We start from the raw sequence: 22,902 nt of genomic DNA, 5'->3' as shown, positions 1-22,902 counted from the left end.
ACGATGGATCGGGAGACACTGGGGCAGCGGATCCGCGCCCTGCGGATCCGGCAGGGCGTGAGCCAGGCGCAGCTGGCGTTCCCCGAGCTGTCCGACAGCTACATCTCGCTGATCGAGAGCGACAAGCGGGTGCCGGCCCCGAGCGTGGTCGAGCTGCTGGCCGGGAAGCTGAACTGCTCGGCGACCTACCTCGTCAGCGGCGTCAGCGAGGACGTCGTGGACGAGCTGCGCGTCACGCTCGACTACGCCGAGATCGCGCTGAGCAACGGCGCGGCGGCCGAGGCGCGGGCCCGGTTCGCCGAGGTCCTCGCGAACGCCGACGCGGTCGCGCTGCCGGAGATGCTGCACCAGGCGCGCTGGGGCCACGCCCTCGCGCTGAGGGCCGCCGGCGAGCTGGAGGAGGCGATCGCCGGGCTGGCGGCGCTGACCGAGGAGGCCTCCGCCGAGGCCGACCTCGACCACTGGGCGAAGGTGCACGTCGCGCTGAGCCGCTGCCTGCGCGAGCGCGGCGACGTCAGCGCCGGCGTCGAGGCGGCCGAGAGCGCGCTGCGGCACCTCATCGCGACCGGCGCCGACTCCACCGACGCCGCCGTGCACCTCGGCGCGGCGCTGCTCGCCGCGTTCATCGAGCGCGGCGACCTCGTCCGGGCCCGCCAGCTCGCCGTCCAGCTCGTCGAGCGGGCCGAGCGGATCGGCAGCCCCCGGGCGCGGATGGTCGCCTACTGGGAGGCCGCCTACGTCGCGGAGATCCGCGGCGAGTACGAGGACGGCGTCACGCTGGCCGAGCGGGCGCTGATGCTGGCCGGCGACGGCGAGGACCCCCGCGACCTGAACCGGCTCCGCGTCATCTACGCCGGGCTGCTGCTGCGCGCGCGTCCCGATCAGGCCGCCCGCGCCCGCGAGCTGCTGGCCCGGGTGCGCGGCGAGATCAGCGCCAGCTCCTCCGGGGAGATCGACGTCGCCTGGTGCCTGACCGAGCTGGCCCGCGCGGAGACCGCGCTCGGCCGTCCCGCCGAGGCGGTGACCCTCGCCGAGGAGGCCCTCGACCTGCTCGGGGACGCCCCGCGCCGGGCCACCGCCGGGGCGCTGACCGTGCTCGGCGAGGCGTCGGTGCGGCTCGGCCGCCGGGACCGCGCCGTCGAGGTGCTGACCCGCGCCGCGACCTGCCTGGAGCAGATGGAGTCGTCCCGGGAGGCCGCGCAGGCGTGGTTCGACCTCGCCGAGGTGCTGGCCGGGGCGGGCCCCACCGAGGAGCCCCGGATGGCCGCCTACCGCCGCGCGCTCACCTGCGTGGGGGTCTGACCGAACCGACCCGGGTGCCGCGGCGTCCATAATGCTGCGAGTTGCCTGAGGTGGGGAGATACGGGTGTTCGGTGTGGTGCGGCCATGCAGGCACGTCCTGTGCGGGTCGTTGTTCAAGGACTGGATGGCGCATCTCTGCGGGCTGTGCCTGACACTGCGGGCCGAGCACGGCCAGGCCGCGCGGCTCGTCACCAACTACGACGGGCTGCTGGTGTCGGTCCTGGTCGAGGCGCAGGCGCCGGAGCCGCCGCCGCGCCGCAAGGCCGGGCCGTGCGCGCTGCGCGGCATGAAGACCGCGGAGGTCGTCACCGCGAAGGCGCAGGGCGCGCGGCTGGCCGCCGCCGCGTCGCTGCTGCTCGCGGCGGGCAAGACGCGCGACCATGTCGCGGACGGCGACGGTCCGTACCGGCGCCGCCTGGTCGCCGCCGCGGCCGGGCGGATGGCCGGCCGCTGGGACGCGGCGGGCGAGCGGACGGGCGCGGCGGTCGGCTTCGACCCGTCGGTGCTGCGCGAGGCCGTCGCGCGCCAGCCCGCCCTGGAGGCGGCGCCCGGCCTCGGGCTGCTCGACCTGACCGAGCCCACGGAGACCGCCGTCGCCGCCGTCTTCGCGCACACGGCCGTCATCGCCGGCGCGGAGGCCAACGCCGAGACGCTCGCCGAGGCGGGCCGATTCTTCGGCCGCCTCGCGCACCTGATCGACGCGGTCGAGGACCTCGCGGACGACCGGGCGGCCGGCGCCTACAACCCGCTCCTGGCCACCGGTACCACCCTCGGCGAGGCCCGGCGGCACGCGGACGACGCCCTGCACGGGCTCCGCCTCGCCCTCGCCGACCTGGAGCTGGAGCGGCCGCGGCTCGTCCGGGCACTGCTGGACCGCGAGGTGGGCCGCTCCGTCGACCGGGTCTTCGCCGGCCCGGAGAGCCTGTCGAAGCACGGGCCCCGGCCGCCGCGCCCCGGATGGCCGGTGCCGTGCTTCACCGGTGCGCTCGTGTGCGGCACCTGCGGCGTCTTCCAGCCGGAGTGGAGCGAGCACCACGGGAGCTCGTGCGGCGACCGCTGCTGGTGCACGCGCAACTGCGACGACGGCTGCAGCGGCTGCGGCGACTGCGGCGACTGCTGCGACTGCGACTGCTGCGACGGCTGCTGCTGCGACTGCAGCTGATCGTTTTCACCGGATCGCGGCACTCGGCGACCCGGGACGTGCCATGGTGGCGGGCTCAGTAGGGTAGATGAAGCCCTTCAACTCACAAGAGAACCCGGCCCTCCATGAACATGCACAAGCCCCGCCGGCCCGTGCGCCGTCTCGGCGTCGTCGCCGCCCTCGCCCTCGTCCTCGGCGCCCTGACCGCCCCTCCCGCGCTGGCGCACACCCGGCTCGTCGGAAGCACGCCCGGCAAGGGCGCGTCGGCGGAGTCGGTCACCGAGGTGAAGCTGGTCTTCAGCGACAAGATCAGCCTGGCGAAGGTGGTCGTCAAGGACGCCCAGAACAAGACGTACCAGTCCGGCGAGGCGGAACGCTCCGGCACGACGGTGACGCAGCGGCTGACGGGGCCGCTGCCCGACGGGTCCTACACGGTGGCCTACCGGGTCGTCGGCGAGGACGGGCACCCGATCGAGAGCGACGACCTGACGTTCACCGCCGCCGGGGGCGAGGCCGCCGCGCCCGCGCCGTCCGCCGGCGGGGTCGGCGTCGAGGAGCAGACGGGCGACGCCGCCACCGCCAACGAGCAGCCGCTCAAGGTCGACCAGGAGCAGGCCGCCGAGCAGGATGACTCCGGCTCCGGCGCGGTCCTCTGGGTGCTGATCATCGTCGGCCTCCTCGCCGGCGTCGGCATCGGCGTCGGCATCGTGTACCGCGCCAAGCGCAAGCACCAGGCGGCAACCGGAAGTGAGTAAGGGCAGCCTGGGCGTCTGGCGGGCCGCCGCGGCCGCCGCGGCGGCGGCCGCCGCGCTGCTGGTGGCCGGGCTCGTCCTCGGCGGCTCGGTCACCGAGAAGGTCATCCCCGGCCTCGGCGACGCCGGCGCCCTCACCCGGTGGGGGCTGCCCGCCGCCCGGGTGGCCATGGACCTGCTGTCCGCGCTGACCGTCGGCGCCCTGCTGGCCGCCGCCGCGTTCCTGCCGTTCGAGGGCGGGCGCGGCGCCACCCGGCTGTCCGGGGACGCGACCGGCTACCTGAACGCCGCGTCCTGGCTCGCCGCCGGGTGGGCCGCCGCCGCGGCGGCCACCCTGGTCTTCACCGTCGCGGACGTCCTCGGCCAGCCGGCCGGGGAGGTCCTCACCGGCAGCGAGCTGAGCAGCTACGTCGGCTCGCTGCCGCAGGGCACCGCCCTCATGCTCGTGGTGCTGCTGGCCGTGGTGGTGGCGCTGCTGGCGCGCACCACCACCACGCCCGCCGCCGCGTTCGGGCTGCTCGCCATGGCCGGGATCGCGCTGCTGCCCGCCCCGCTGACCGGGCACTCGGCCTCGGCCGCCAACCACGCCACCGCCACGACCGGCGTCGCGCTGCACGTCGCCGCCGTCGCGCCCTGGGTCGGCGGGCTCGCCATCGTCGGCGTGCACGCGCTGCTCCGCCGCGACCGGCTGCCGATCATGGCCGAGCGGTTCAGCCGCATGGCCCTGTGGTGCTACATCACCGTCGGCGCCAGCGGCCTGGTGAACGTGGTCGCCCGGCTGCCCGATCCCGCCGAGCTGGCGACCACGAACTACGGGCGGCTCGCCCTCGGCAAGATCATCGCGTTCGGGGTGCTCGGCTGGTTCGGCTGGTGGCACCGGACCCGGACGCTGCCCGCCCTCCAGGACCGCAAGCCGGGGGCGTTCGCCCGGTTCGCGTCCGTCGAGGCCGCGGTGATGGCGGCCACCATGGGCCTCGCCGTCGCGCTGGCGCGGACCGCGCCGCCCGCGCCGGCCGAGCCGGAGTCCGCGGTCAGGTCGCTGCTCGGCTACGACATGCCGCCCGAGGTCACGCCGCTGCGGCTGCTGACGCTCTGGCAGTTCGACCTGTTCTTCGCCGCCCTCGTCGCCGTCCTCGGCGGCCTCTACCTCGGCGCCGTCGTCCGGCTGCGGCGGCGCGGCGACTCCTGGCCGATGGGACGCACCGCCGCGTGGTGCGTGGGACTCGTCACCATCGTCGCCGTCACGCAGACCGGCGTCGCCAAGTACGCGCCGATCCTGTTCAGCGTGCACATGGCGCAGCACATGGTGCTGAACATGCTGACGCCGATCTTCCTGGTCGTCGGCGCGCCGGTGACGCTGGCGCTGCGCGCGCTGAAGCCCGCCCGGGTGCGCGGCGACCGCGGCCCGCGCGAGTGGCTGACCGCGCTGCTGCACAGCCGCTACCTCGCGTTCATCGCCCATCCCGGGATCGCGACCGTCATCTTCGTGGTGAGCACCTTCGCGCTGTACTTCACGCCGCTGTTCGCGGCGGCGATGCGCAACCACCTCGGCCACATCGCGATGATGATGCACTTCCTCGCGGCCGGGTCGCTGTTCTTCTGGGTCCTGCTCGGCGTCGACCCGGCGCCGAGGAAGCTGCCCTACCCCGGCCGGCTCCTCCTGCTGTTCGTCACGATGCCGTTCCACGCCTTCTTCGGCATCGCCCTGATGAGCATGAGCCAGGCGCTGGCGCGCGGCTGGTACGGGGCCGTCGACCCGCCGTGGGGCACCACGACGCTGCACGACCAGCACACCGGCGGCGCGATCGCCTGGGGGTTCGGGGAGATCCCGACGTTCATCGTCCTGCTCGTGATGGCGTTCCAGTGGTACGCCGACGACCAGCGGCAGGCGCGGCGCATGGACCGCAGGGCCGACCGCGCCGCCAAGCCCGGCGGCCGCTCCGAGGACGACGACCTGGCCGTCTACAACGCCCGCCTGGCCAAGCTCGCCGAACGGGACAAGGCCGCGGCCGAGGAGCAGGGCAGGGCGTAGGACCGCACTCCCTCTCGCGGGGGAGGGGGTCCGGGGCCGCGTCTGCCAGGATCGTCGTGTGATTCGCGTGTTCCGGCCGCTGATCGAGCGGACGACCTGGCGCCGCTGGGCCCACCTCGTGGTGGGCGGCGCGCTGCTGATGCCGTACTGGTTCCTCGCGATGACCCTCAGCCCGGTGCTGCCGACGGGCAACACCGTCGTGACCGCCGTGCTCATGCTGCTCGTGCTGCCGGGGGCGGCGACGTTCGTGACGGGGCTCGTCCCGACGGTCCGGCTGCTGGAGGGCTCGCTCGCCAAGGAACTGCTCGGGGGGCCCGCCGCGGCGCTCGCGCCCGGATCGGCGCGCTCATGGGAGAGCCGGATCAGGGCCGCCGCCTGGTTCGTCCTGCACCTCGGCGCCGGCGTGGTGGTCAGCGGACTCAGCCTGGCGGTCCCGCCGTTCACCGTCGTGGTGATCCTCGCGCCGATGGTGACCTGGGACACCCGGTTCCTGGCCGCCTGGGGGTGGCAGCGCGACTGGCCCCAGTGGCCGGCGCCGCTGATCGGGCTGGTGTCGCTGGCGGTGCTGCTGGCGCTCATCGTCGCCGCGGGGGAACTGCTGTCCCGGCTCGCGCCGCGGCTCCTCGGCCCGTCCGCCGCCGAGCGGCTCGCCGCCGCGGAGGCCAGGGCCGTCAAGCTGGCCGAGCGCAACCGGCTGGCCAGGGAGCTGCACGACTCGGTGGGGCACGCGCTCAGCGTGGTGACCCTGCAGGCCGGGGCGGCCGGACGCGTCCTCGACAGCGACCCGGCGTTCGCCCGGGAGGCGCTCGGCGCGATCGAGGAGTCGGCCCGCGCCGCGCTGGAGGACCTCGACCATGTGCTGGGGCTGCTGCGGGAGGACGCGTCCCGTCCCGCGCCGCAGGCCACGCTGAAGGACCTGGGGCGGCTGCTGGAGCAGACCCGGATCGCGGGCGTGAAGCTCGACGCGGAGGTGGGCCCGGAGGTGGAGCATGTCCCGGCCGCGGTGTCGCGGGAGGCGTACCGGATCGTCCAGGAGGGGCTGACGAACGCGTTGCGGCACGCCGGGAAGGTCCCGGTGCGGCTGCGGCTCGGCATCGCCGGGGAGAGGCTGGAGATGGAGATGAGCAACCCGCTCGGCGCGCACCGGGGCGACGGCGCCGACCACGGCGGCGGCCGGGGCCTCGCCGGGGTGCGCGAGCGCGTCACCGTGCTGCGCGGCGACATGACCGCCGGGGCCGACGGGGACGCCTGGCGGTTCCGCGTCTCGCTGCCGCTAAGGTCCGGAACATGACGATCAAGGTTCTGCTGGTCGACGACGAGCGGCTGATCCGGGCGGGCCTCGCCGCCATCATCGACGCCGAGGACGACCTGGCGGTGGTCGGCGAGGCGTCCGACGGGTCGGAGGTGCCGGGCGAGGTGCGCCGGCTGCGCCCCGACGTGATCCTCATGGACGTGCGGATGCCGCGGCTGGACGGCATCCAGGCGACCCGCCGCATCCTGGAGACGGTGCCGGAGCCGCCGCGGATCATCGTCGTCACCACGTTCGAGAACGACGAGTACGTCTACGACGCGCTGAAGGCCGGCGCGCACGGCTTCCTGCTCAAGCGGGCGCGGCCGGAGGAGATCCTGCAGGCGATCCGGATGGTCGCGCACGGCGACAGCCTGCTGTTCCCGGCGGCGATCCGGGAGCTGGCCGCGCGGCACGGCCCGTCCGGAGGCGGCGGGGCGGGCGGTGCGCGCTGGCACGAGCGGCTCACCGAGCGGGAGGGCGACGTGCTGCGGCTGATGGCCAAGGGCCGCTCGAACGCCGAGATCGCGCAGGACCTGTTCGTGAGCCCGCAGACGGTGAAGACGCACGTCGGCAACATCCTCGCCAAACTCCAGGCCCGCGACCGCACCCAGGCCGTGATCCTCGCCTACGAAACGTCCTTCATCACCCCCGGCTGAGGGCCCGCTTACGCCTGTTTTACCTGCTGGTAGCTACAAATGAGACAAGAAGTAACAAGGCTGACCGATCGGGGGATCATGGACGCCGTTACCCTGTCCGAGCTGCGCAAGCCGCGCGCCTACCCGGCGGTGTCGGTGCTGATGCCGACGCACCGGTCCGTCCCGGACAACCGGCAGGACCCGATCAGGCTGCGCAACCTCCTCTCCGAGGTGCGGCGCCGGCTGCACGACGACTCCCGGGTCGCGCCGGACGCCGCCGACCAGGTCGTCCGCGGGCTGGAGCGCGCCGCGGGGGAGGTCGACCTGCGGCACGCCTCCGACGGGCTCGTGCTGTTCGCCGCGCCAGACGGGGAGCACCACGCGTTCACGATCGGCCAGCCCGTGGACGAGCGGGTCGTCGTGGACACCGGGTTCGCGACCCGCGACCTCGTCGCCGCCTACACCCGCAGCGCGCGCTACTGGCTGCTGTCGCTGTCGGACCACCGGACCCGGCTGTGGGACGGCCACGGCGAGGAGCTGACCGAGCGCACCGGCGGCGGGTTCCCGATCGTGCCCGCGCCGCTCGACGAGGCCGGCTCCGGGCGGCAGTCGCGGCGCGCCGCGCAGGGCGGCGACGGCGAGCGGCAGCGCCAGGCCATGCGGGACGTGGTGGCCGCCCTCGACCGGGTCCTCGCCCGCGACCGCCGCCCGCTGATCGTCGCCGGCGTCACCCGGCACCAGGCGTTCTTCGACGAGGTGGCCGGGCCGCACATCACCGTGGCGGGACGCGTCGACGGCAGCTTCGAGGGCGCCGCGGCCGGCGCGCTCGCCGAGGCGGCCCGTCCGGCGCTCGCCGCCTACGAGGACCTCCGCGAGGTCGGCGTGCTGGCGGAGCTGGAGGCCGCGCGCAGCATCCAGCGGTACGCGGGCGGCCTGTGCGAGGTCACGCCGCTGGCCGAGGCGGGGCGCGGCGAGCACCTGGTCGTGGAGCGCGGCTACTACGCGCCCGCGGTGAAGACCCGCGGCGAACTGGTCCCGGTGGACGGCATGCCCGGCGTCCTCAAGGGCGCGGACGTCGTCGACGACGCCGTGGACGACGTCATCGAGACGGTGCTGGAGTACGGCGGCGAGGTCACCTTCGTCTCCGACGGCTTCCTCGTCGACCACGGCCGCATCGCCCTGGTCACCCGCTACTGACCTGCTCACCCGCTACTGACCCGGTCACCCGCTACTGACCCGGTCACCTGCTACCGACCCGTCCCGCAGGCCGGGTCGTGCCAGGCCGCCCAGCCGATCGACCAGTCCTCGCGCGCGTGCGGCCGCCAGCCCGCCGGGTGCCCGGGCCAGGACGCCTCCGGGGACGTCCCGTCCGGCAGGGGGACCAGGACCGTGCAGACGCCGGGCGCGGGCGGGCGGCCGGCGCGGATGTCGATCCTGCCGACGCGCGTCCACCACACCGGGTACACGACCTTGGTCTTGACCGCCCAGTGGAGCGACACGTCCGCGACGACCCCGCCGGCGGCCGGGCCGGGGAGCGGCGGGGCGGGGCGGACGCGCTGCGGGGACGGCCCCATGGCGAATGTCAGGGCGGCCAGGTTGACCGAGGCCAGGGCGACGGCCGCCAGGGGCGTCCTGCCCAGCCTGGAGAGCACGGCGAGCGCGCAGAGCAGCCCGATCGCGGTGAGCCCGGCCGCCTGCAGATGCATCGCGCCGCGGTCGCCGGTCAGGAACGTTGTCTCGGGGAAGTCGAACGCGATGAACGCGTGGGTGCGGAGCCGCTCGCCCGCGTAGGCGGTGACCCAGAGCCCGGCCCCCTCCAGGACGAGGACGGCCGCCGCCGCCAGCCCGAGGGACGTCCGGGCGCCCGGCCGGAGGAGCGCCGCCGCCCCGGCCAGCGCGTAGACGAGGGCGAGGCACGCCAGGTAGCGGCCGTAGGCGAAGTTCCCCACCCGGTGCTCGTCGGGGAGCGCGGCCGACGACGCGTACGCGATCCCGCAGGTGGCGGCGAGCAGCGCGGCCGCCATGATCCGGTCGGCGATCGGGGTGCGCCGCCGCACCAGCACCGCGGCCACGACCGCCAGCCCCACCCCGGCCAGCCCCCAGGTGGAGACGATCAGGTACCAGAGCTGCCCGGCGGCCCCGGACAGCGCCCACGCCTGACCTGGAAGCGTGGTGAGCCTCGTTTCGAGGTTCCCGGCCAGATCCCGGACGCCGTCCGGGTACAGCTCCGCCCGGAGCCAGCCGTTCAGCGCGGCTCCGGCGGCGTACCCGGCGAGAGCCGTGCCGCCTCCCGCGAGGGCCCCGCGCCACCGCCCCCGGCCGAGCGCGAGGGCGGCCAGCGTGAGGGCGTGCACGAGGAGCAGCACCGTTCCGCGGGTGTGGACCGCCGCGGCGCAGGACACGACCAGGCTCGCGAGGGCCGCGTCACGCGCCCGGCCGCCGCGGGCGAAACGGTCGAGGGGCAGCAGCCACGCCAGGACGAGCGCCGGCAGGACGGCGTCCGCGAGCGCGAACGCGCCGAAGAACGTCGTGGCGGGCAGCAGCGCCGCCGCGAACGCGAGCGGCAGCGCGGCGCGCCGGCCGAGCCCGAACCGCCGCGCCGCCGCGTACCCGAGCGGGAACAGCGCCGCGCCCGCCACGGCGTTGATCACCAGGACGGTCGTGTAGACCGTCACCGGGTCGTGCGACAGCCAGTACGCCGGGGTGAGCAGGAGCGGATACCCGCCCTGGTAGAAGGTGTTCCCGGAAAGGTCGGCGCCCGGCCCGCCGGCCAGCAGCCGGGCCGCGGCGAGGTAGCCGGTCTCGTCGGGGTTCGCCACCGGTCCCGTCCGGGCGCGGGCGAACCAGAGCCGGATCGCCACCTGCGCGAGCACGCCCGCCGCCAGGATCCACGGCAGCGCGCGGAGACGCCCGCGGGGCGGGCGGGGCGATGCGTTCGGAGCGTCCGTCCGGGACGGGAGGGTCGCGAGCGTCATGCGCCCCACCGTCCCGGCGGCCTGTCATGATCTTGTGCCGAAGATGTCCGGATTTCGTGACACAGACCGAGGAATGATCATTCGCGGCCGATAATGTGCGGGTGGCGAGCATTCTCTTCGTGGAGGACGATCCGTCCGCGCGGGCGGCCCTGGACCTGGCGCTGACCCGCCTCGGGCATGCCGTGACGTCGCGGGCCACCGGCGAGGACGGGCTGGCGGCGCTGCGGGCGCGGCGCCCCGAGATCGCGCTCCTGGACGTGATGCTGCCCGGCATCGACGGGATCGAGGTGTGCCGCCGCATCCGCCGGGAGGACTCGCTGCCGGTGATCCTGCTGACCGCGCGCGGCGACGACCTCGACATCGTCCTCGGCCTGGAGGCGGGCGCCGACGACTACGTGGTCAAGCCCGTCGAGCCGCGCGTGCTGGACGCCCGCGTCCGCGCCGTCCTGCGCCGCGCCGACCACACCCGCGTCGACCGCTCCGTCTACGGCGACCTCGTCATCGACCGGACCTCGCTGAAGGTCACCAAGGCGGGGACCGATCTGCGCCTCACCCCGACCGAGCTGCGGCTGCTGCTGGAGCTGACCCGGCGGCCCGGCCAGGCGCTCACCCGCCAGCAGCTCCTCGCCGAGGTCTGGGAGCACACCTACCCGGGCGACTCGCGGCTGGTGGACGCCTGCGTGCAGCGCGTCCGGGCCAAGATCGAGGACGAGCCGGCCGAGCCGCGGCTGATCGAGACGGTCCGGGGGTTCGGCTACCGGTTCGCGGCGCCGTGATGCGCCGCCGCCGGTTCACCGGGCTGCGGGTACGGCTCGCCGCAGCGTTCACCGCGGTCGCGCTGCTGGCGTCGGTGCTCGCGTCCGGCATCTCCTACGTGCTGATGCGGCGCGTGATGCTCCAGCGCGCCCAGGACGCGGTGCTGACCGACGTGCGGACCGCCCTCGCCCAGCACGTCCCGCAGCGTCTCCCGCCGGACGCGCTGGACACCCTCGGCCCGGAACTGGTGACCGCGCTCACCTCCGAGGACCGCACCGCGGCGTGGGTCCGGATGCCGCTGGACGGTTCCGTCCCGCGGCCCGGCCCGGACATTCTGGACGTCCCCGTGAGCAGGGAGTTCGCGCGGCGTGCGATGTCGGGGATGGTCTTCCAGCGCGTCGTCGCGAAGGACAGCCTGAACCGGAGCCACCCCTATCTCCTGGTCGGCGCGCGCGCCACGGGCTACGAGACGACGGCGGACGAGCCGCAGCGCACCACTCCGCCGGTCGTCTTCGTCTCGGCGAGCCTCGCGCGCGAGGCGTCCGACCTGCGGGTGTTCACCCGGGTGCTGTCGACCGCCGACGCGGTCGCGCTGCTCGCCGCGCTGCTGCTCGCGCTGCTGGCGACCCGCGGCGTGCTGCGCCCGGTGCGCCGGCTCGCCGCCGCGGCCCGCGCGCTCGGCGAGGGCGAACTGCAGAGCCGCGTGCGGGTGCGGGGCCGCGACGAGCTCGCCGACCTCGCCCGCACCTTCAACCGCACGGCCGAGGCGCTGGAGCGGACGGTCACCGAACTGCGCGCGCTGGAGGCGGCCTCCCGCCGGTTCGTCGCGGACGTCTCGCACGAGCTGCGCACCCCGCTCACCTCGCTGATCGCGCTGACCGACGTGCTGGCCGCGGAGGCGGCCGGCGCGTCGGTCAGCGCGGCCCAGGGGGAGAAGGACGCCCAGGGGGAGAAGGACGCGGCGGACCGCGGCGCGGCGCTGCTCGTCGCCGGCGAGACCCGGCGGCTCGGGCAGCTGATCGAGCATCTGATCGAGATCAGCCGGTTCGACGCGGGCGCCGCCGCGCTGGTCCTGGACGAGGTGAACCTCGCGGACGCCGTCGCGGGGACGCTGGCGGCGCGCGGCCTCGCGGACCGGGTCGCGGTGGAGGGGGCGGACGACCTGGTCGCCCGGCTCGATCCGCGCCGGCTCGACGTCATCGTGGCGAACCTCGTGGGCAACGCGCTGCGGCACGGCGCCCCGCCCGTCACGCTGCGCTTCGGCGCGGTGCGCCGGGCGGGCCTGCCGGGCGTGGAGATCGCCGTCGCCGACCGCGGCCCCGGCGTGCCGGCGGACCTGCTCGCGGTGGTCTTCGACCGCTTCGTGAAGGCGGAGGCGGCCCGGTCCCGCAGCGACGGCAGCGGGCTCGGCCTGTCGATCGCCAGGGAGAACGCGGTCCTGCACGGCGGGACGCTGGAGGCGGCCAACGGCCCGGACGGGGGAGCGGTGTTCACGCTGTGGCTGCCCGCCCGGCCCGAGGGCGATGAGCGGGCACCCGATGAGTAGGCGCACGGTCATGGCCGTCATGGTCGCCGTCGCCGTCGCCGCGGTCGGGACCGCGGGCTGCGGGGTGCGGCCCACCGGGATCCTGAGCGCGGGCTCCAACCCGGTCGTGAACGGGCAGCCGTCCACCATGACGCTCTACCTGGTGCACGGGAAACGGCTGGAGCGGGTCGCCCGTCCCGGGCTGGCCGGCCACCCCTACCTGCCCCTGGCCCAGCTCGGCGTGCCGGTCACCGCGGAAGAGCGCCGCAAGGGCCTGCGCAGCGAGATCACCGACACGTCCGGGGTGATCGTGTACCCGGTGCGGCGCGGAGTCCTGGGCGTCCAGCTGCTGGGCCTCCGGTTCGGCGACGACGACCGGGTGCGGCCGGGGGGCGAGTGGTCCCGCCTGGCGCTGGCGCAGGTGGTCTGCACCACGGAGGCGATCCCCGGCGTGTCGGTCGTCCGGGTCTCGGACGCGTTCGAGGAGGGCCGGTCGGAGACGATGCGCTGCGACCGGTTCGCCGACCTGCTCAGGTGATCAGTTCCTCGTCAGCCACTGGGCGGTGACGTCGCCGAGCACGGACCGGACGGCGAGGACGGCGATGCCGAGCGTGAGGACGGGCATCACGACCCAGCGCTCGACCTTGCCGTCCGTCCTCGGGACGACCGGGACGTCGATCCGCCACGGCAGCGGCCAGAACACCGGGCAGCCGCGCGGTGTCAGGCAGTCGCCGGCGACGTGCGCGAGGCAGCCGAGCGTGACGGCGAACCCCACGAAGCTCATGTCGATGTTGTGCATGAGCCAGACGGCGATGAGGGCCAGCGCGCAGTCGGCGAGGGCGGACTGGGGCTCCTTGCCCTCGAAGTCCAGGCCGACGCCGCGCAGCCCGAGGCCGACGATCATGAAGAGGCAGGCCCACCAGGCGTAGACGTAGTGGGTGGCGAGGGTGTCCATCGCCCAGCCGATGCCGACCGCGAACAGGATCGAGTGGGTCGCCTGCCGGTGCCCGCCGGAGAGCTTCCCGATCCACTTGCACATGTGGTGGGTGATCGGGCCGAACGTGTTGGCGATGCGGCCGTTGTGGTGGTCGATGTCGGGCAGGATCGCCGCGCCGGCGCACACCACCGCGCCCGCCGCGACCTGCTCCACCGACAGCGACACCGCGTGCTCGCCGAGCAGCCGCTCGTAGCCGAGCACCGGGACGGCGGCCAGCCACGCCAGCGCGCCGCTCAGGGCGTGCGTCTTGCCCATCATGTGCCGTTCCCCCGCCTTTCAGAGCGTCCGCCGCCCGTACTCAGGGCGGGACTCTAACCGGCACCTGATCGGTTTCAGTGGCGACGCGCCGAAGCGGGCGCTACGTCCCTTTGATGCGGGGGGCCGCGTTCCGGTTCCCTCGGTCAGGCGTTGGCCTCGCGGGCGGTGAGGACGGCCCCGACGTTCTCCTCCGCCCAGTCGGTGATGGCCTTGATCGGCCGCTGCAGCGACAGGCCGAGCGGGGTGAGGGCGTACTCGACGCGGGGCGGCACCTCGGCGAAGACCGTCCGGACGAGGAGGCCGTCGCGCTCCATCGTGCGGAGGGTCTGGGTGAGGACCTTGGGGGTGACCCCGCCGATCGTGTCGCGGAGCTGCGTGAACCGGCGCGGCCCGCCGGCCAGGCTGAGCACGACCAGCACCGACCATTTGTCGCCGATGCGGTCGAGGATCAGCCGGGTGGGGCAGTTCGGATCGAATGCGTCGCCCTTCATGGTTTCCAGAGGGTACCAATGGCACGTTGAAGTAACCAGTATCCGATGGATACTGTCACCGGCGACGACGTTCGAGGAGGTCCTGTGAAGATCCTGCTGATCGGTGCGACGGGGATGGTGGGGAGCCGGATCGCGGACGAGGCGCGCCGCCGCGGCCACGAGGTCACCGGCGTCACCCGCAGCGGCGGCGAGGGGACGGCCAAGGCCGCGGCGAGCGACGCCGCCGCGATCGCCGGGCTGGCCGCCGGCCACGACGCCGCGGTGCTGTCGGTCCCGCCGCCCCGCGACGGGTCGGAGACGACCGGGCCGCTGCTCGCCACCACCCGCGGCGTGCTCGGCGGGCTGCGGCGGGCGGGCGTCCGCCGCCTGGTCGTCGTGGGCGGCGCGGGCAGCCTGGAGGCCGCGCCCGGCGTCCGGCTCGTGGACACCCCCGGGTTCCCCGAGATGTACAAGAGCGAGGCGCTCGCGGCGGCGGAGCAGCTCGGCGTCGTCCGGGCCGAGGCCGGCGACCTGGACTGGACCTACATCTCGCCCGCCGCCGTCATCCAGCCGGGGGAGCGCACCGGCACGTTCCGGGTGGGCGGCGACCGCCTGCTCACCGACGCCGAGGGCAACAGCGCCATCAGCGCCGAGGACTACGCGATCGCGCTGGTGGACGAGCTGGAGAAGGGCGAAGCCGTCCGCCGTCGCATCACCGTGGCCTACTGAACACGGCCTAGGACGGGACGAAGCGCCAGGCGCCGGACTCCTCGCCCGGCTCGTACGGGGAGTCCAGACGCTTGGCGAGGACGCCCGGCAGGCCCTGGTCGCGGGCCGCGTCCCGGACGGCGTCGCCGTCGCCGGGGAACCACGGCGCCGTCTGCCAGGACGGCCCCGACAGGCCGAGGCCGTCGAGCCGCTCCCGCCGCTCCCGGTACGGGGCGTCCAGCAGCGGGTGCCCGTCCAGATGCGGCACGTCGTAGATCATGTAGGTCTCGCGGCCGTCCAGGACGGCCAGCTCCCCGTCCAGCACGACGCGCCGGACGCCCAGCTCGGCGCCGAGCCGGGAGCCGAGCCCGGCGGGGCCGTCCACGGCGCGGCCCCGGCCGTCGGTGAACCGGGTCCGCCCGCCCTCGACGTAGGCGGCCAGCCGCCTGCCGCCCCACCCGAACTCGAAGCCCCACGCGTCCTGGTCGCGGGGGAGCCGCGCCCTCTCCGCCGGGCGCATCGGGAGCAGCGACGCGGGCAGCGGCTCGGCGTCCGGGTCCGCGGGCGGGTCCATCCGGTGGATCATCCAGTTCCGGCCGCGCGTCCGGAACAGCACGTACCGGCCGGAGACGCGCGAGCCGTGGACGACGATCTTCACCTCGCGCTCGGACCACTTCTCCGTCTCGTACGTCCCGCGGTCCCAGACGGTCATCGCCCCGCCGCCGTACTCGCCGCGCGGGATCTCGCCCTCGAACGTCGCGTACTCCAGCGGATGGTCCTCGGTGCGGACGGCGAGATGGTTCGTCTCCGGGCTCCACGGCAGGCCCTTCGGGACGGCCCACGACACGAGCACGCCGTCGCGTTCGAGGCGCAGGTCCCAGTGCAGGCTGGTCGCGTGGTGCTCCTGGACGACGAACGTGTCGTCGTTCCCCCGCGGCAGGGCCTTCTCCTCCGGGACGGGCTCCGGCGTCCGCCCCGGGGCGCGCCTGTCCCGGTACTCCGCCAGCCGGTCGCCGCCGTCCCCGCTCTTCTCGGGGGGCGTGCTCTTCTCGGGGGCCACGCAGGGTGCATACCCGAGATCAGCGTATGAAGACGGCGTAGTCGGCGACGTCGTTCGTCAGGGACGGCGGCAGTCCCGCGACGGCGGACAGCTCCTCGGCGGACATGAACCCGCCCGCCTCCGCCCGCACCCGCTCGATCTTCTCCGCCAGCTCGGCGGTGATGCCGGGCAGCAGGGTCAGCGCCTCCGCCGGGGCGTGGTTGACGTCGACGAGCCCGCCGTCGTTGTACTGGCGCGGCAGGTCGGGGCGCCCGATCCGCAGCTCCTTGGCGAGGCCAGGGTCGGCCGCGGCCAGCTCCCGCGCCTTCTCCCGCAGCAGCCGCCGCCGCTTGACCCGCTCCACCACGGCCTCGTTGTCGACCGCCGACAGCCCGTGCGGGTCGAACACCCGGCGCCGGATCAGGAACGCGTGCCCGCAGCCCACCACCGCGAGGACGAACACCAGGACGCCCACCGTGCGCTCGGTGCCGCCCTCTTTGCTGATGTCCGGCAACAGGAACATCCAGAGCGCGAACAGCCCGAGGTACGCGGCCGTGGAGACCATCAGGTGCAGGCTGCGCCGCCACAGCGCCGCCGCCGCGAACGTGAACGGCGTGGCCAGGCCGAGGGACAGGATCGGCAGCGCGGCCCACGTCACGCTCAGCGCGGCCCGCCCCGGCGGCATGCTGTCGGACGGAACCCGCGGCTCGTACGGCGCTGGGGCGTTCATCCTTACACGGTCTCCCGGCCGGCTGGAGGGGCGAATCGGACTCTAGATCAACAGGAGTGTCACGGCAGGGTGAGGATTTCGTGGCCGTCCTCGGTCACCAGCAGCGTGTGCTCGAACTGCGCCGTGCGCCTGCGGTCCTTGGTGACGACCGTCCAGCCGTCCGGCCACATGTCGTACTCGTGGGTGCCGAGCGTCAGCATCGGCTCGACCGTGAACGTCATCCCCGGCTCGATGATCGTCGTGGCGTGCGGGTCGTCGTAGTGCGGGACGACCAGCCCGGAGTGGAACGTCGTGCCGATCCCGTGCCCGGTGAAGTCGCGGACGACCCCGTACCCGAACCGCTTGGCGTACGACTCGATGACCCGCCCGATCACGTTCAGCGCGCGTCCCGGCTTGGCCGCGCGGATGCCGCGCATGGTCGCCTCACGGGTGCGCTCCACCAGCAGCCGCGACTCCTCGTCCACGTCGCCGCACAGGAACGTAGCGTCGGTGTCGCCGTGCACGCCGTCGATGTAGGCGGTGATGTCGACGTTGACGATGTCGCCGTCGCGCAGGACCGTGTCGTCCGGGATGCCGTGGCAGATGACCTCGTTGATCGAGGTGCACAGCGACTTCGGGAAACCCCGGTACCCGAGCGTGGACGGGTAGGCGCCGTGGTCGAGCATGAACTCGTGCCCGACTTTGTCCAGCTCGTCGGTGGTGATCCCCGGGCGGACGTGCCGGCCCACCTCCTGGAGCGCCTGCGCGGCGATCTTCCCGGCCACCCGCATCTTCTCGATGATCTCGGGCGTCTTGACGTCGGGCTCGCCGGTCCTCGGCCGCTTCTTCCCCACGTACTCCGGGCGCGGGATGCTCGACGGAACCTTGCGCATCGGTGAAACGTGTCCGGGCCGGAGCAGCTGGGTCGTCATAGTGATGCAGTGTAGTAAGCGGTATCGGGGCAACGAATCCCGTGCGAGCGTGATCGAGAGGAGTGCCCATGGCCGGTGACGATGGTGACTGGTGGTTCTGCTTGAAGCACATGAAGGCCGAGCGCGGGCCCGGCTGCCCCGGCAAGGACCGGATGGGCCCGTACGCGTCCGAGGACGAGGCCGCGAACGCCCTCGCCCTCGCCCGTGAACGCAACGAGGCCTGGCGCAAGCAGAACGAGGACTGAGCCCGTCAGTCGACGACCGGTCCCGATACGGCGTCGAGGAGTCGGGCGAGGCGGTGCCGGAGGCCGCGCGGTGCCCGCGCGGGCTCCTGCCCGGCCGCCGCGCTGACGAGGTGCTGCGCGCCGTCGAACGACATGAGCGCCTCACCCGGCGGGACGGTCAGCGCCTCGTGGGCGAGGCCGCGCAGCTCGCGGTCGCCGCCCTCCAGCGCGAGGACGGTCGCACCCGTGCGGCGCGCGTCGTCCACCCGTTCCAGCAGCGGGACGGGCGCGTCCTCCGCGGCGACGACGAACAGCGTCTCGCCGCGCCGCGCCGCCTCCAGCCGCTCCAGGCCGACGCTCAGGTGCGCGGGGGCGCCCGCGGGCGGCGTCCAGCGCACCAGCGTCGGCGCGAGGCCGGGGGCGTCGCCGAGCCGGCTCTCGTCGTCCAGGTGCGCCGCGAGGTGCCACGGGTCGTCCCCGGGCGTGCCGACCAGCAGCAGCCCGCCCGGCGTCCGGGACGTGACGCGCAGCGCGCGGCCGAACTCCCGGGTCCGCTCCAGCCAGCCCGTCCTCGACAGGACCTCGCGCAACATGGTGATCTGCTCGGCGTCCACGGGCACCATGGTGCCGCACCGCGCGCCCTGATCAGGCGGTTTCCGGTGATGCGGGAGCCCGGGCCGAAGCCTCCGGACGGGGGTTTGGCAGACTCGGCGCCATGACTGAGCAGCAGCAGAAGACGCCCTACGACCTTCCCGACGCGAGCGGCCTGTCGATCGGCATCCTCGGCGGCACCGGCGACCAGGGCAAGGGGCTCGCGCGGCGGTTCGCGCTGGCCGGGCACCGGGTGACGATCGGGTCGCGCAAGGCCGAGCGCGCCCAGGCCGCCGCCGACGAGCTCGGTGCCGGCCTGCCGGTCTCCGGCGCGGAGAACCCGGTCGCCGCCGGGGGATCCGACGTGGTGGTCGTCGCGGTCCCGTGGGAGGGCCACAAGGCCACGCTGGAGTCGCTGCGCGCCGAGCTGGCGGGCAAGATCGTCGTGGACTGCGTGAACCCGCTCGGCTTCGAGAAGGGCAAGGGCGCGTTCGCGCTGCCCGTCGAGGAGGGCAGCGCCGCCGAGCAGGCCGCCGCCGTCCTGCCGGACAGCCGCGTCGTCGCCGCCTTCCACCACGTCTCCGCCAAGCTGCTGCTCGACCCCGGCGTGGACGAGATGGAGCTGGACGTCCTCGTCCTCGGCAACGACCGCGAGGCAACCGACCTCGTCCAGGCCCTCGCCGGCCGCATCCCCGGCATGCGCGGCGTCTACGGCGGCCGGCTGCACAACGCCCACCAGATCGAGGCGTTCACCGCGAACCTCATCTCCATGAACCGCCGCTACAAGGCCCACGCGGGACTGCGCATCACCGATGTCTGATCGTTAGGCTCGGGCGGTGCCGAGTCTGAACGATCCCGAGGCGGTGCGGCGTCCGCTCGTCCTGCTGCCCTCGTCCGAGGCGGGGCCGCTGCGCGCGGTGGCCAAGCGGGTCGGAGTCGCCCTGCTGCTGCTGTTCGCCGTGGTGGCCGCCGTCTACCTCGACCGCGACGGCTACCGCGACACCGGCGACGGGAAGCTGTCGCTGCTGGACGCCTTCTACTACGCGACCGTGACCGTCTCCACCACCGGCTATGGCGACATCACGCCGGTGGGGGACGCGGCCAGGTTCGTCAACATCGTCTTCATCACGCCCGTGCGGGTGCTGTTCCTGATCGTCCTCGTGGGCACGACCCTGGAGGTCCTGGCGGAGCGAACCCGCGAGGACTGGCGCAAGTCTCGCTGGAGGGCACGCGTGCACGACCACATCGTGGTGGCCGGCTACGGCACGAAGGGCCGCAGCGCCATCAAGACCCTGCTGAGCACCGGCGTCGACCGCGCGTCGATCGTCGTCGTGGACCCGGACCCGCGCGTGGTGGCCGAGGCGGCGGAGGCCGGGTTCGTGAGCATCGTCGGGGACGCGACGCGCAGCTCGGTGCTGAAGCAGGCGGCGGTGCAGCGGGCCCGCGAGATCGTGGTGGCGAGCGCCCGCGACGACACCGCGGTGCTGATCACCCTCACCGCGCGGCAGCTGAACCCGCACGCCGGCATCCAGGCGTCGGTGCGCGAGTCGGAGAACGTCCCGCTGCTGCGGCAGTCGGGCGCCGACCACGTGGTGACCTCGTCGGAGGCGGCGGGGCGGCTGCTCGGGATGTCCACCAGCCAGCCGGCCGTCAGCGAGGTCATGGAGGACCTCCTGGACCAGGGCAGCGGCCTCGACCTGGTGTCGCGGGAGGTGCGCCCCGACGAGGTCGGCGGGTCGCTCGGCGCGGTGCGCGAGCCGGCGCTCGCGGTCGTCCGGGACGGCCGGACGCTGCCGTTCGACCACCCCGAGTGCACGACCCTCGAACCCCGCGACCGCCTGATCGTGGCCCGCTCCTCGCCGCGCCGGCGCGGCTCGGCCGAGGAGGAGGACGGCGCCTCCGGCCCGTCCGGGCGATGACGCAGGGCCCGGCCGCGCTCCGCACGAGGGCCCGGACGCGCCCCGCGAGCGGAGCGCGTCCGGGCCCTCGTGCGGCGGCTCAGCGGTAGGAGTGCTCGGGCGCGGGGTAGGCGCCGCTGACGACCTCTTCGGCGTAGCTGCGCGCGGCGTCGCCGAGGAGGGTGTTCATGTCGGCGAACTTCTTGACGAACTTCGCGGTGTGCGGCGTGAGGCCCGCCATGTCCTGCCAGACGAGGACCTGCGCGTCGGTCTGGTTGCCGCCGCCGATGCCGATCGTCGGGATGGACAGCGACGAGGTGACGCGGGCGGCGAGGTCCTCGGGGACGCATTCGAGGACGACGGAGAACGCGCCGGCGGCCTCCAGTGCCTTCGCGTCCGCCATCAGCTCGTCGCCGTCCTGGCCGCGGCCCTGCACCCGGTAGCCGCCGAAGACGTTCACCGACTGCGGGGTGAGGCCGAGGTGCGCCATGACCGGGATGCCGGCGGCGACCATCGCCTCGACCTGCGGGAGGACCCGGCGGCCGCCCTCCAGCTTGACCGCGTGCGCGCCGGTCTCCTTGAGGAACCGGGTGGCGGCCGTCAGCGCCTCCGGGACGCCCGTCTGGTAGGAGCCGAACGGCAGGTCGGCGACGACCATGGCGCGCTTGGAGCCGCGGACGACGGCCGCGGTCAGCGGGATCAGGTCGTCCACGGTGACGGGGATGGTGGAGTCGTAGCCGTAGACGACCATCGCGGCGGAGTCGCCGACGAGCAGCACGGGGATCCCGGCCTCGTCGAAGATCCGCGCGGTGAGCGCGTCGTACGCGGTGAGCATCGGCCACTTCTCGTGCCGCTCCTTGGCGGCGGCGATGTCGCGTACGGTCACCCTGCGCCCGCCCGTACCGCCGTAGAGCGCGGTCGGCTGTGCTGGGGGTGCGACAGAAGAAGACATGCGAGAACCTCCGGTCTTGAGGCGCCACGGTGGCGTACCCAGACAGAACCGATCGTGCCACTTCGAAAACGATTCGGGTACCCCCGGCGATTCCCGAATCCCGCCCCGCCGGGAACAAGTTCCGAAACGATACCGTTGCGTATCGGCATGGACCCCCAGACGATCCAGCGGCGCCGGTGGTACATCCTCGGCGTGCTGACCCTGAGCCTGCTGGTGGTGGTGCTCGACAACACCATCCTCAACGTCGCGCTCAAGACCATCGCCGACCCGGAGAAGGGGCTCGGCGCCACGCAGAGCCAGCTCGAATGGTCGATCAACTCCTACACGCTGGTCTTCGCCGGCCTGCTGTTCACCTTCGGCGTGATCGGCGACCGGATCGGGCGCAGGCGCGTGCTGATCGGCGGCATGGCGGTGTTCGCGCTCGCCTCGCTGCTGTCGGCGTACGCGCAGTCCCCGGAGCAGCTCATCTACGCCCGCGCCCTGATGGGCCTCGGCGGCGCCGCGGTCATGCCGCAGACGCTGTCGATCATCACCAACGTCTTCGAGCCGGAGGAGCGCGCCCGCGCCATCGGCATCTGGGCCGGCGCGGTCGGCCTCGCCGTCGCGATCGGCCCCCTCACCGGCGGCCTGCTGCTCGCCCACTTCTGGTGGGGCTCGGTCTTCCTCGTCAACGTGCCGGTCATCGCGATCGGCATCACGCTGATGGCGTTCCTGGTGCCCGAGTCGCGCAACCCGGCGCCCGGACGGCTCGACCCCCTCGGCGTCGTCCTGTCGGTCATCGGCCTCGTCGTCCTGTCGTACGGGATCATCCAGGGCGGTGAGAAGGGGAACTGGCTGACCCTCTCCGTGCTCGGCCCGATCCTCGCGGGCGTCGCCGTCATCGCGCTGTTCGTCGCGCACGAGGCCCGCTCCGCGTCCCCGGCCTTCGACGTCCGGCTGTTCAAGGACCCGCGGATGTCGGCCGCCGTCGCGTCCATCGCGCTGTGCTTCTTCGCGGCGAGCGGCGTGTTCTTCTTCGCCACCTTCTACATGCAGTCGGTGCGCGGGCTGACCCCGCTGCAGTCCGGCGCGATGGTGCTGCCGTTCGCGGTCGCGCAGCTGGCGTTCGCGCCGCGCAGCGCCGAGATGGTCCGCCGCTTCGGCGCCAAGGCGGTCTGCACCGCCGGCCTGCTGCTGGTCGCCGCCGCGCTGGCGAGCTACCAGTTCGTCGGGACCGGCACCCCGATGTGGATCCTCGGGGTGATCTTCTTCGTGCAGGGCACCGGGATGGCGAACGTCATGCCGCCCGCCACCGAGTCGGTCATGTCGGCGCTGCCGCGCGAGAAGGCGGGCGCCGGCTCGGCCATCAACAACACCGCCCGGCAGGTCGCCGTCGCGATGGGCGTGGCCGTGCTCGGCTCCGTCGTCGCGTCCGTCTACCGCCGCGACCTGGACGGCGACCTCGCCGCGCTGCCCGCCGGCGCGCGGGCGGCCGCCGGGGACTCCATCGAGGGCGCGCACGCCGTCGCGGCCCGGCTGGGCGGCGCCGGGGACCGGCTCGCCGCGCACGCCGACGCGGCGTTCGTCAACGCCATGCACACCGCGTCGGTCGCAGCCGCCGCCGTCGCCTTCCTCGGCGCGCTGGTCGTCCTGAAGTGGATGCCGGGACGCGCGCCGGCCGCCCCCGCCGCCGGAACCGACGCGCCGCGGCGGCCGGAGAAGGCCGGGGTGTGAGA

Annotated in this window: 23 protein-coding genes; 15 read left to right on the top strand and 8 right to left on the bottom strand. The window is 74.2% G+C overall.

What is annotated here, in order from left to right; all coding sequences use genetic code 11:
* Positions 1–3: 3 nt before the first annotated feature.
* From AL2_RS08380 to AL2_RS08350, 7 genes are all read left to right on the top strand, one after another.
* Positions 4–1,302 carry a helix-turn-helix domain-containing protein gene (locus AL2_RS08380; protein WP_067631617.1) on the top strand — a complete coding sequence of 433 codons (1,299 nt, stop codon included), beginning with the start codon at positions 4–6 and terminating at the stop codon, positions 1,300–1,302.
* 64 nt (positions 1,303–1,366) lie between these two features.
* Positions 1,367–2,464, top strand: a complete 1,098-nt coding sequence (locus AL2_RS08375; RefSeq protein ID WP_067631615.1) for a DUF5685 family protein — start codon at positions 1,367–1,369, stop codon at positions 2,462–2,464.
* 104 nt (positions 2,465–2,568) lie between these two features.
* A complete protein-coding gene (locus AL2_RS08370) occupies positions 2,569–3,198 on the top strand; it encodes a copper resistance CopC family protein (RefSeq protein ID WP_067631613.1) in 630 nt (209 codons plus the stop codon).
* On the top strand, positions 3,191–5,227 hold the full coding sequence (locus AL2_RS08365) for a bifunctional copper resistance protein CopD/cytochrome c oxidase assembly protein (RefSeq protein WP_067631611.1): 2,037 nt from the start codon (positions 3,191–3,193) through the stop codon (positions 5,225–5,227). The genes AL2_RS08370 and AL2_RS08365 overlap by 8 nt, the downstream gene beginning before the upstream one ends.
* Before the next feature lie 58 nt (positions 5,228–5,285).
* Complete coding sequence (locus AL2_RS08360; protein ID WP_245666442.1) at positions 5,286–6,518, top strand: sensor histidine kinase; 1,233 nt, start codon at positions 5,286–5,288, stop codon at positions 6,516–6,518.
* Complete coding sequence (locus AL2_RS08355) at positions 6,515–7,174, top strand: response regulator transcription factor (RefSeq protein ID WP_067631609.1); 660 nt, start codon at positions 6,515–6,517, stop codon at positions 7,172–7,174. The genes AL2_RS08360 and AL2_RS08355 overlap by 4 nt, the downstream gene beginning before the upstream one ends.
* 78 nt (positions 7,175–7,252) lie before the next feature.
* Complete coding sequence (locus AL2_RS08350; protein WP_067631607.1) at positions 7,253–8,350, top strand: baeRF3 domain-containing protein; 1,098 nt, start codon at positions 7,253–7,255, stop codon at positions 8,348–8,350.
* A gap of 50 nt (positions 8,351–8,400) precedes the next feature.
* On the opposite strand, the gene AL2_RS08345 is transcribed toward AL2_RS08350, so the two are convergent.
* Complete coding sequence (locus AL2_RS08345; protein ID WP_067631605.1) at positions 8,401–10,128, bottom strand: hypothetical protein; 1,728 nt, start codon at positions 10,126–10,128, stop codon at positions 8,401–8,403.
* Positions 10,129–10,229: 101 nt separating this feature from the next.
* On the opposite strand from AL2_RS08345, the gene AL2_RS08340 reads away from it, so the two are divergent.
* From AL2_RS08340 to AL2_RS08330, 3 genes are read left to right on the top strand one after another with little or no spacing between them, the layout of a single operon-like run.
* A complete protein-coding gene (locus tag AL2_RS08340; protein ID WP_067632500.1) occupies positions 10,230–10,904 on the top strand; it encodes a response regulator in 675 nt (224 codons plus the stop codon).
* Positions 10,904–12,430 carry an ATP-binding protein gene (locus AL2_RS08335; protein WP_067631603.1) on the top strand — a complete coding sequence of 509 codons (1,527 nt, stop codon included), beginning with the start codon at positions 10,904–10,906 and terminating at the stop codon, positions 12,428–12,430. The genes AL2_RS08340 and AL2_RS08335 overlap by 1 nt, the downstream gene beginning before the upstream one ends.
* Positions 12,423–12,947: a hypothetical protein gene (locus tag AL2_RS08330; protein ID WP_157438056.1), complete on the top strand. Its 525-nt coding sequence runs from the start codon at positions 12,423–12,425 to the stop codon at positions 12,945–12,947. The genes AL2_RS08335 and AL2_RS08330 overlap by 8 nt, the downstream gene beginning before the upstream one ends.
* Here the strand turns inward: AL2_RS08330 and AL2_RS08325 are convergent, their stop codons facing one another.
* Together AL2_RS08325 and AL2_RS08320 are read right to left on the bottom strand one after the other, a co-directional pair.
* On the bottom strand, positions 12,948–13,664 hold the full coding sequence (locus AL2_RS08325) for a metal-dependent hydrolase (protein ID WP_174550820.1): 717 nt from the start codon (positions 13,662–13,664) through the stop codon (positions 12,948–12,950).
* Between the two features lie 143 nt (positions 13,665–13,807).
* A complete protein-coding gene (locus AL2_RS08320) occupies positions 13,808–14,155 on the bottom strand; it encodes a winged helix-turn-helix transcriptional regulator (protein ID WP_067631599.1) in 348 nt (115 codons plus the stop codon).
* Between the two features lie 84 nt (positions 14,156–14,239).
* On the opposite strand from AL2_RS08320, the gene AL2_RS08315 reads away from it, so the two are divergent.
* Entirely contained in the window at positions 14,240–14,863 is a 624-nt protein-coding gene (locus AL2_RS08315; RefSeq protein WP_067631597.1) for an NAD(P)-dependent oxidoreductase, read from the top strand.
* A gap of 7 nt (positions 14,864–14,870) precedes the next feature.
* On the opposite strand, the gene AL2_RS08310 is transcribed toward AL2_RS08315, so the two are convergent.
* The 3 genes from AL2_RS08310 to map are packed head-to-tail and all read right to left on the bottom strand — an operon-like array spanning position 14,871 to position 17,522.
* Positions 14,871–15,902, bottom strand: coding sequence for a DNA polymerase ligase N-terminal domain-containing protein (locus AL2_RS08310; RefSeq protein WP_067631594.1), 1,032 nt, complete (start codon positions 15,900–15,902; stop codon positions 14,871–14,873).
* Between the two features lie 19 nt (positions 15,903–15,921).
* Positions 15,922–16,611 carry a ComEA family DNA-binding protein gene (locus AL2_RS08305; protein WP_067631592.1) on the bottom strand — a complete coding sequence of 230 codons (690 nt, stop codon included), beginning with the start codon at positions 16,609–16,611 and terminating at the stop codon, positions 15,922–15,924.
* Positions 16,612–16,670: 59 nt separating this feature from the next.
* Complete coding sequence (map, locus tag AL2_RS08300) at positions 16,671–17,522, bottom strand: type I methionyl aminopeptidase (RefSeq protein ID WP_067631590.1); 852 nt, start codon at positions 17,520–17,522, stop codon at positions 16,671–16,673.
* Between the two features lie 68 nt (positions 17,523–17,590).
* Here map and AL2_RS38020 point away from each other — a divergent pair, with 68 nt between their 5' ends.
* A complete protein-coding gene (locus AL2_RS38020) occupies positions 17,591–17,767 on the top strand; it encodes a hypothetical protein (RefSeq protein ID WP_168444762.1) in 177 nt (58 codons plus the stop codon).
* 5 nt (positions 17,768–17,772) lie between these two features.
* On the opposite strand, the gene AL2_RS08295 is transcribed toward AL2_RS38020, so the two are convergent.
* Positions 17,773–18,369, bottom strand: a complete 597-nt coding sequence (locus AL2_RS08295; protein WP_067631588.1) for a phosphoheptose isomerase family protein — start codon at positions 18,367–18,369, stop codon at positions 17,773–17,775.
* 92 nt (positions 18,370–18,461) lie between these two features.
* Between AL2_RS08295 and npdG the strand changes: the two genes are divergently transcribed.
* Together npdG and AL2_RS08285 are read left to right on the top strand one after the other, a co-directional pair.
* Positions 18,462–19,157: an NADPH-dependent F420 reductase gene (gene npdG / locus AL2_RS08290; protein WP_067631585.1), complete on the top strand. Its 696-nt coding sequence runs from the start codon at positions 18,462–18,464 to the stop codon at positions 19,155–19,157.
* Between the two features lie 16 nt (positions 19,158–19,173).
* Positions 19,174–20,256: a potassium channel family protein gene (locus tag AL2_RS08285; RefSeq protein WP_245666441.1), complete on the top strand. Its 1,083-nt coding sequence runs from the start codon at positions 19,174–19,176 to the stop codon at positions 20,254–20,256.
* 79 nt (positions 20,257–20,335) lie between these two features.
* Here AL2_RS08285 and panB read toward each other — a convergent pair whose 3' ends face one another.
* A complete protein-coding gene (panB, locus tag AL2_RS08280; RefSeq protein ID WP_067631583.1) occupies positions 20,336–21,187 on the bottom strand; it encodes a 3-methyl-2-oxobutanoate hydroxymethyltransferase in 852 nt (283 codons plus the stop codon).
* A gap of 147 nt (positions 21,188–21,334) precedes the next feature.
* Between panB and AL2_RS08275 the strand changes: the two genes are divergently transcribed.
* Positions 21,335–22,900, top strand: a complete 1,566-nt coding sequence (locus AL2_RS08275; RefSeq protein WP_067631581.1) for an MFS transporter — start codon at positions 21,335–21,337, stop codon at positions 22,898–22,900.
* The last annotated feature ends 2 nt before the right edge of the window (positions 22,901–22,902 follow it).

The sequence above is a fragment of the Actinomadura latina NBRC 106108 genome (assembly GCF_001552195.1).
Taxonomy (GTDB): domain Bacteria; phylum Actinomycetota; class Actinomycetes; order Streptosporangiales; family Streptosporangiaceae; genus Spirillospora; species Spirillospora latina.
Note: the sequence above shows the minus strand (reverse complement) of the source record. Positions and strands in the feature narration are given on the sequence as shown.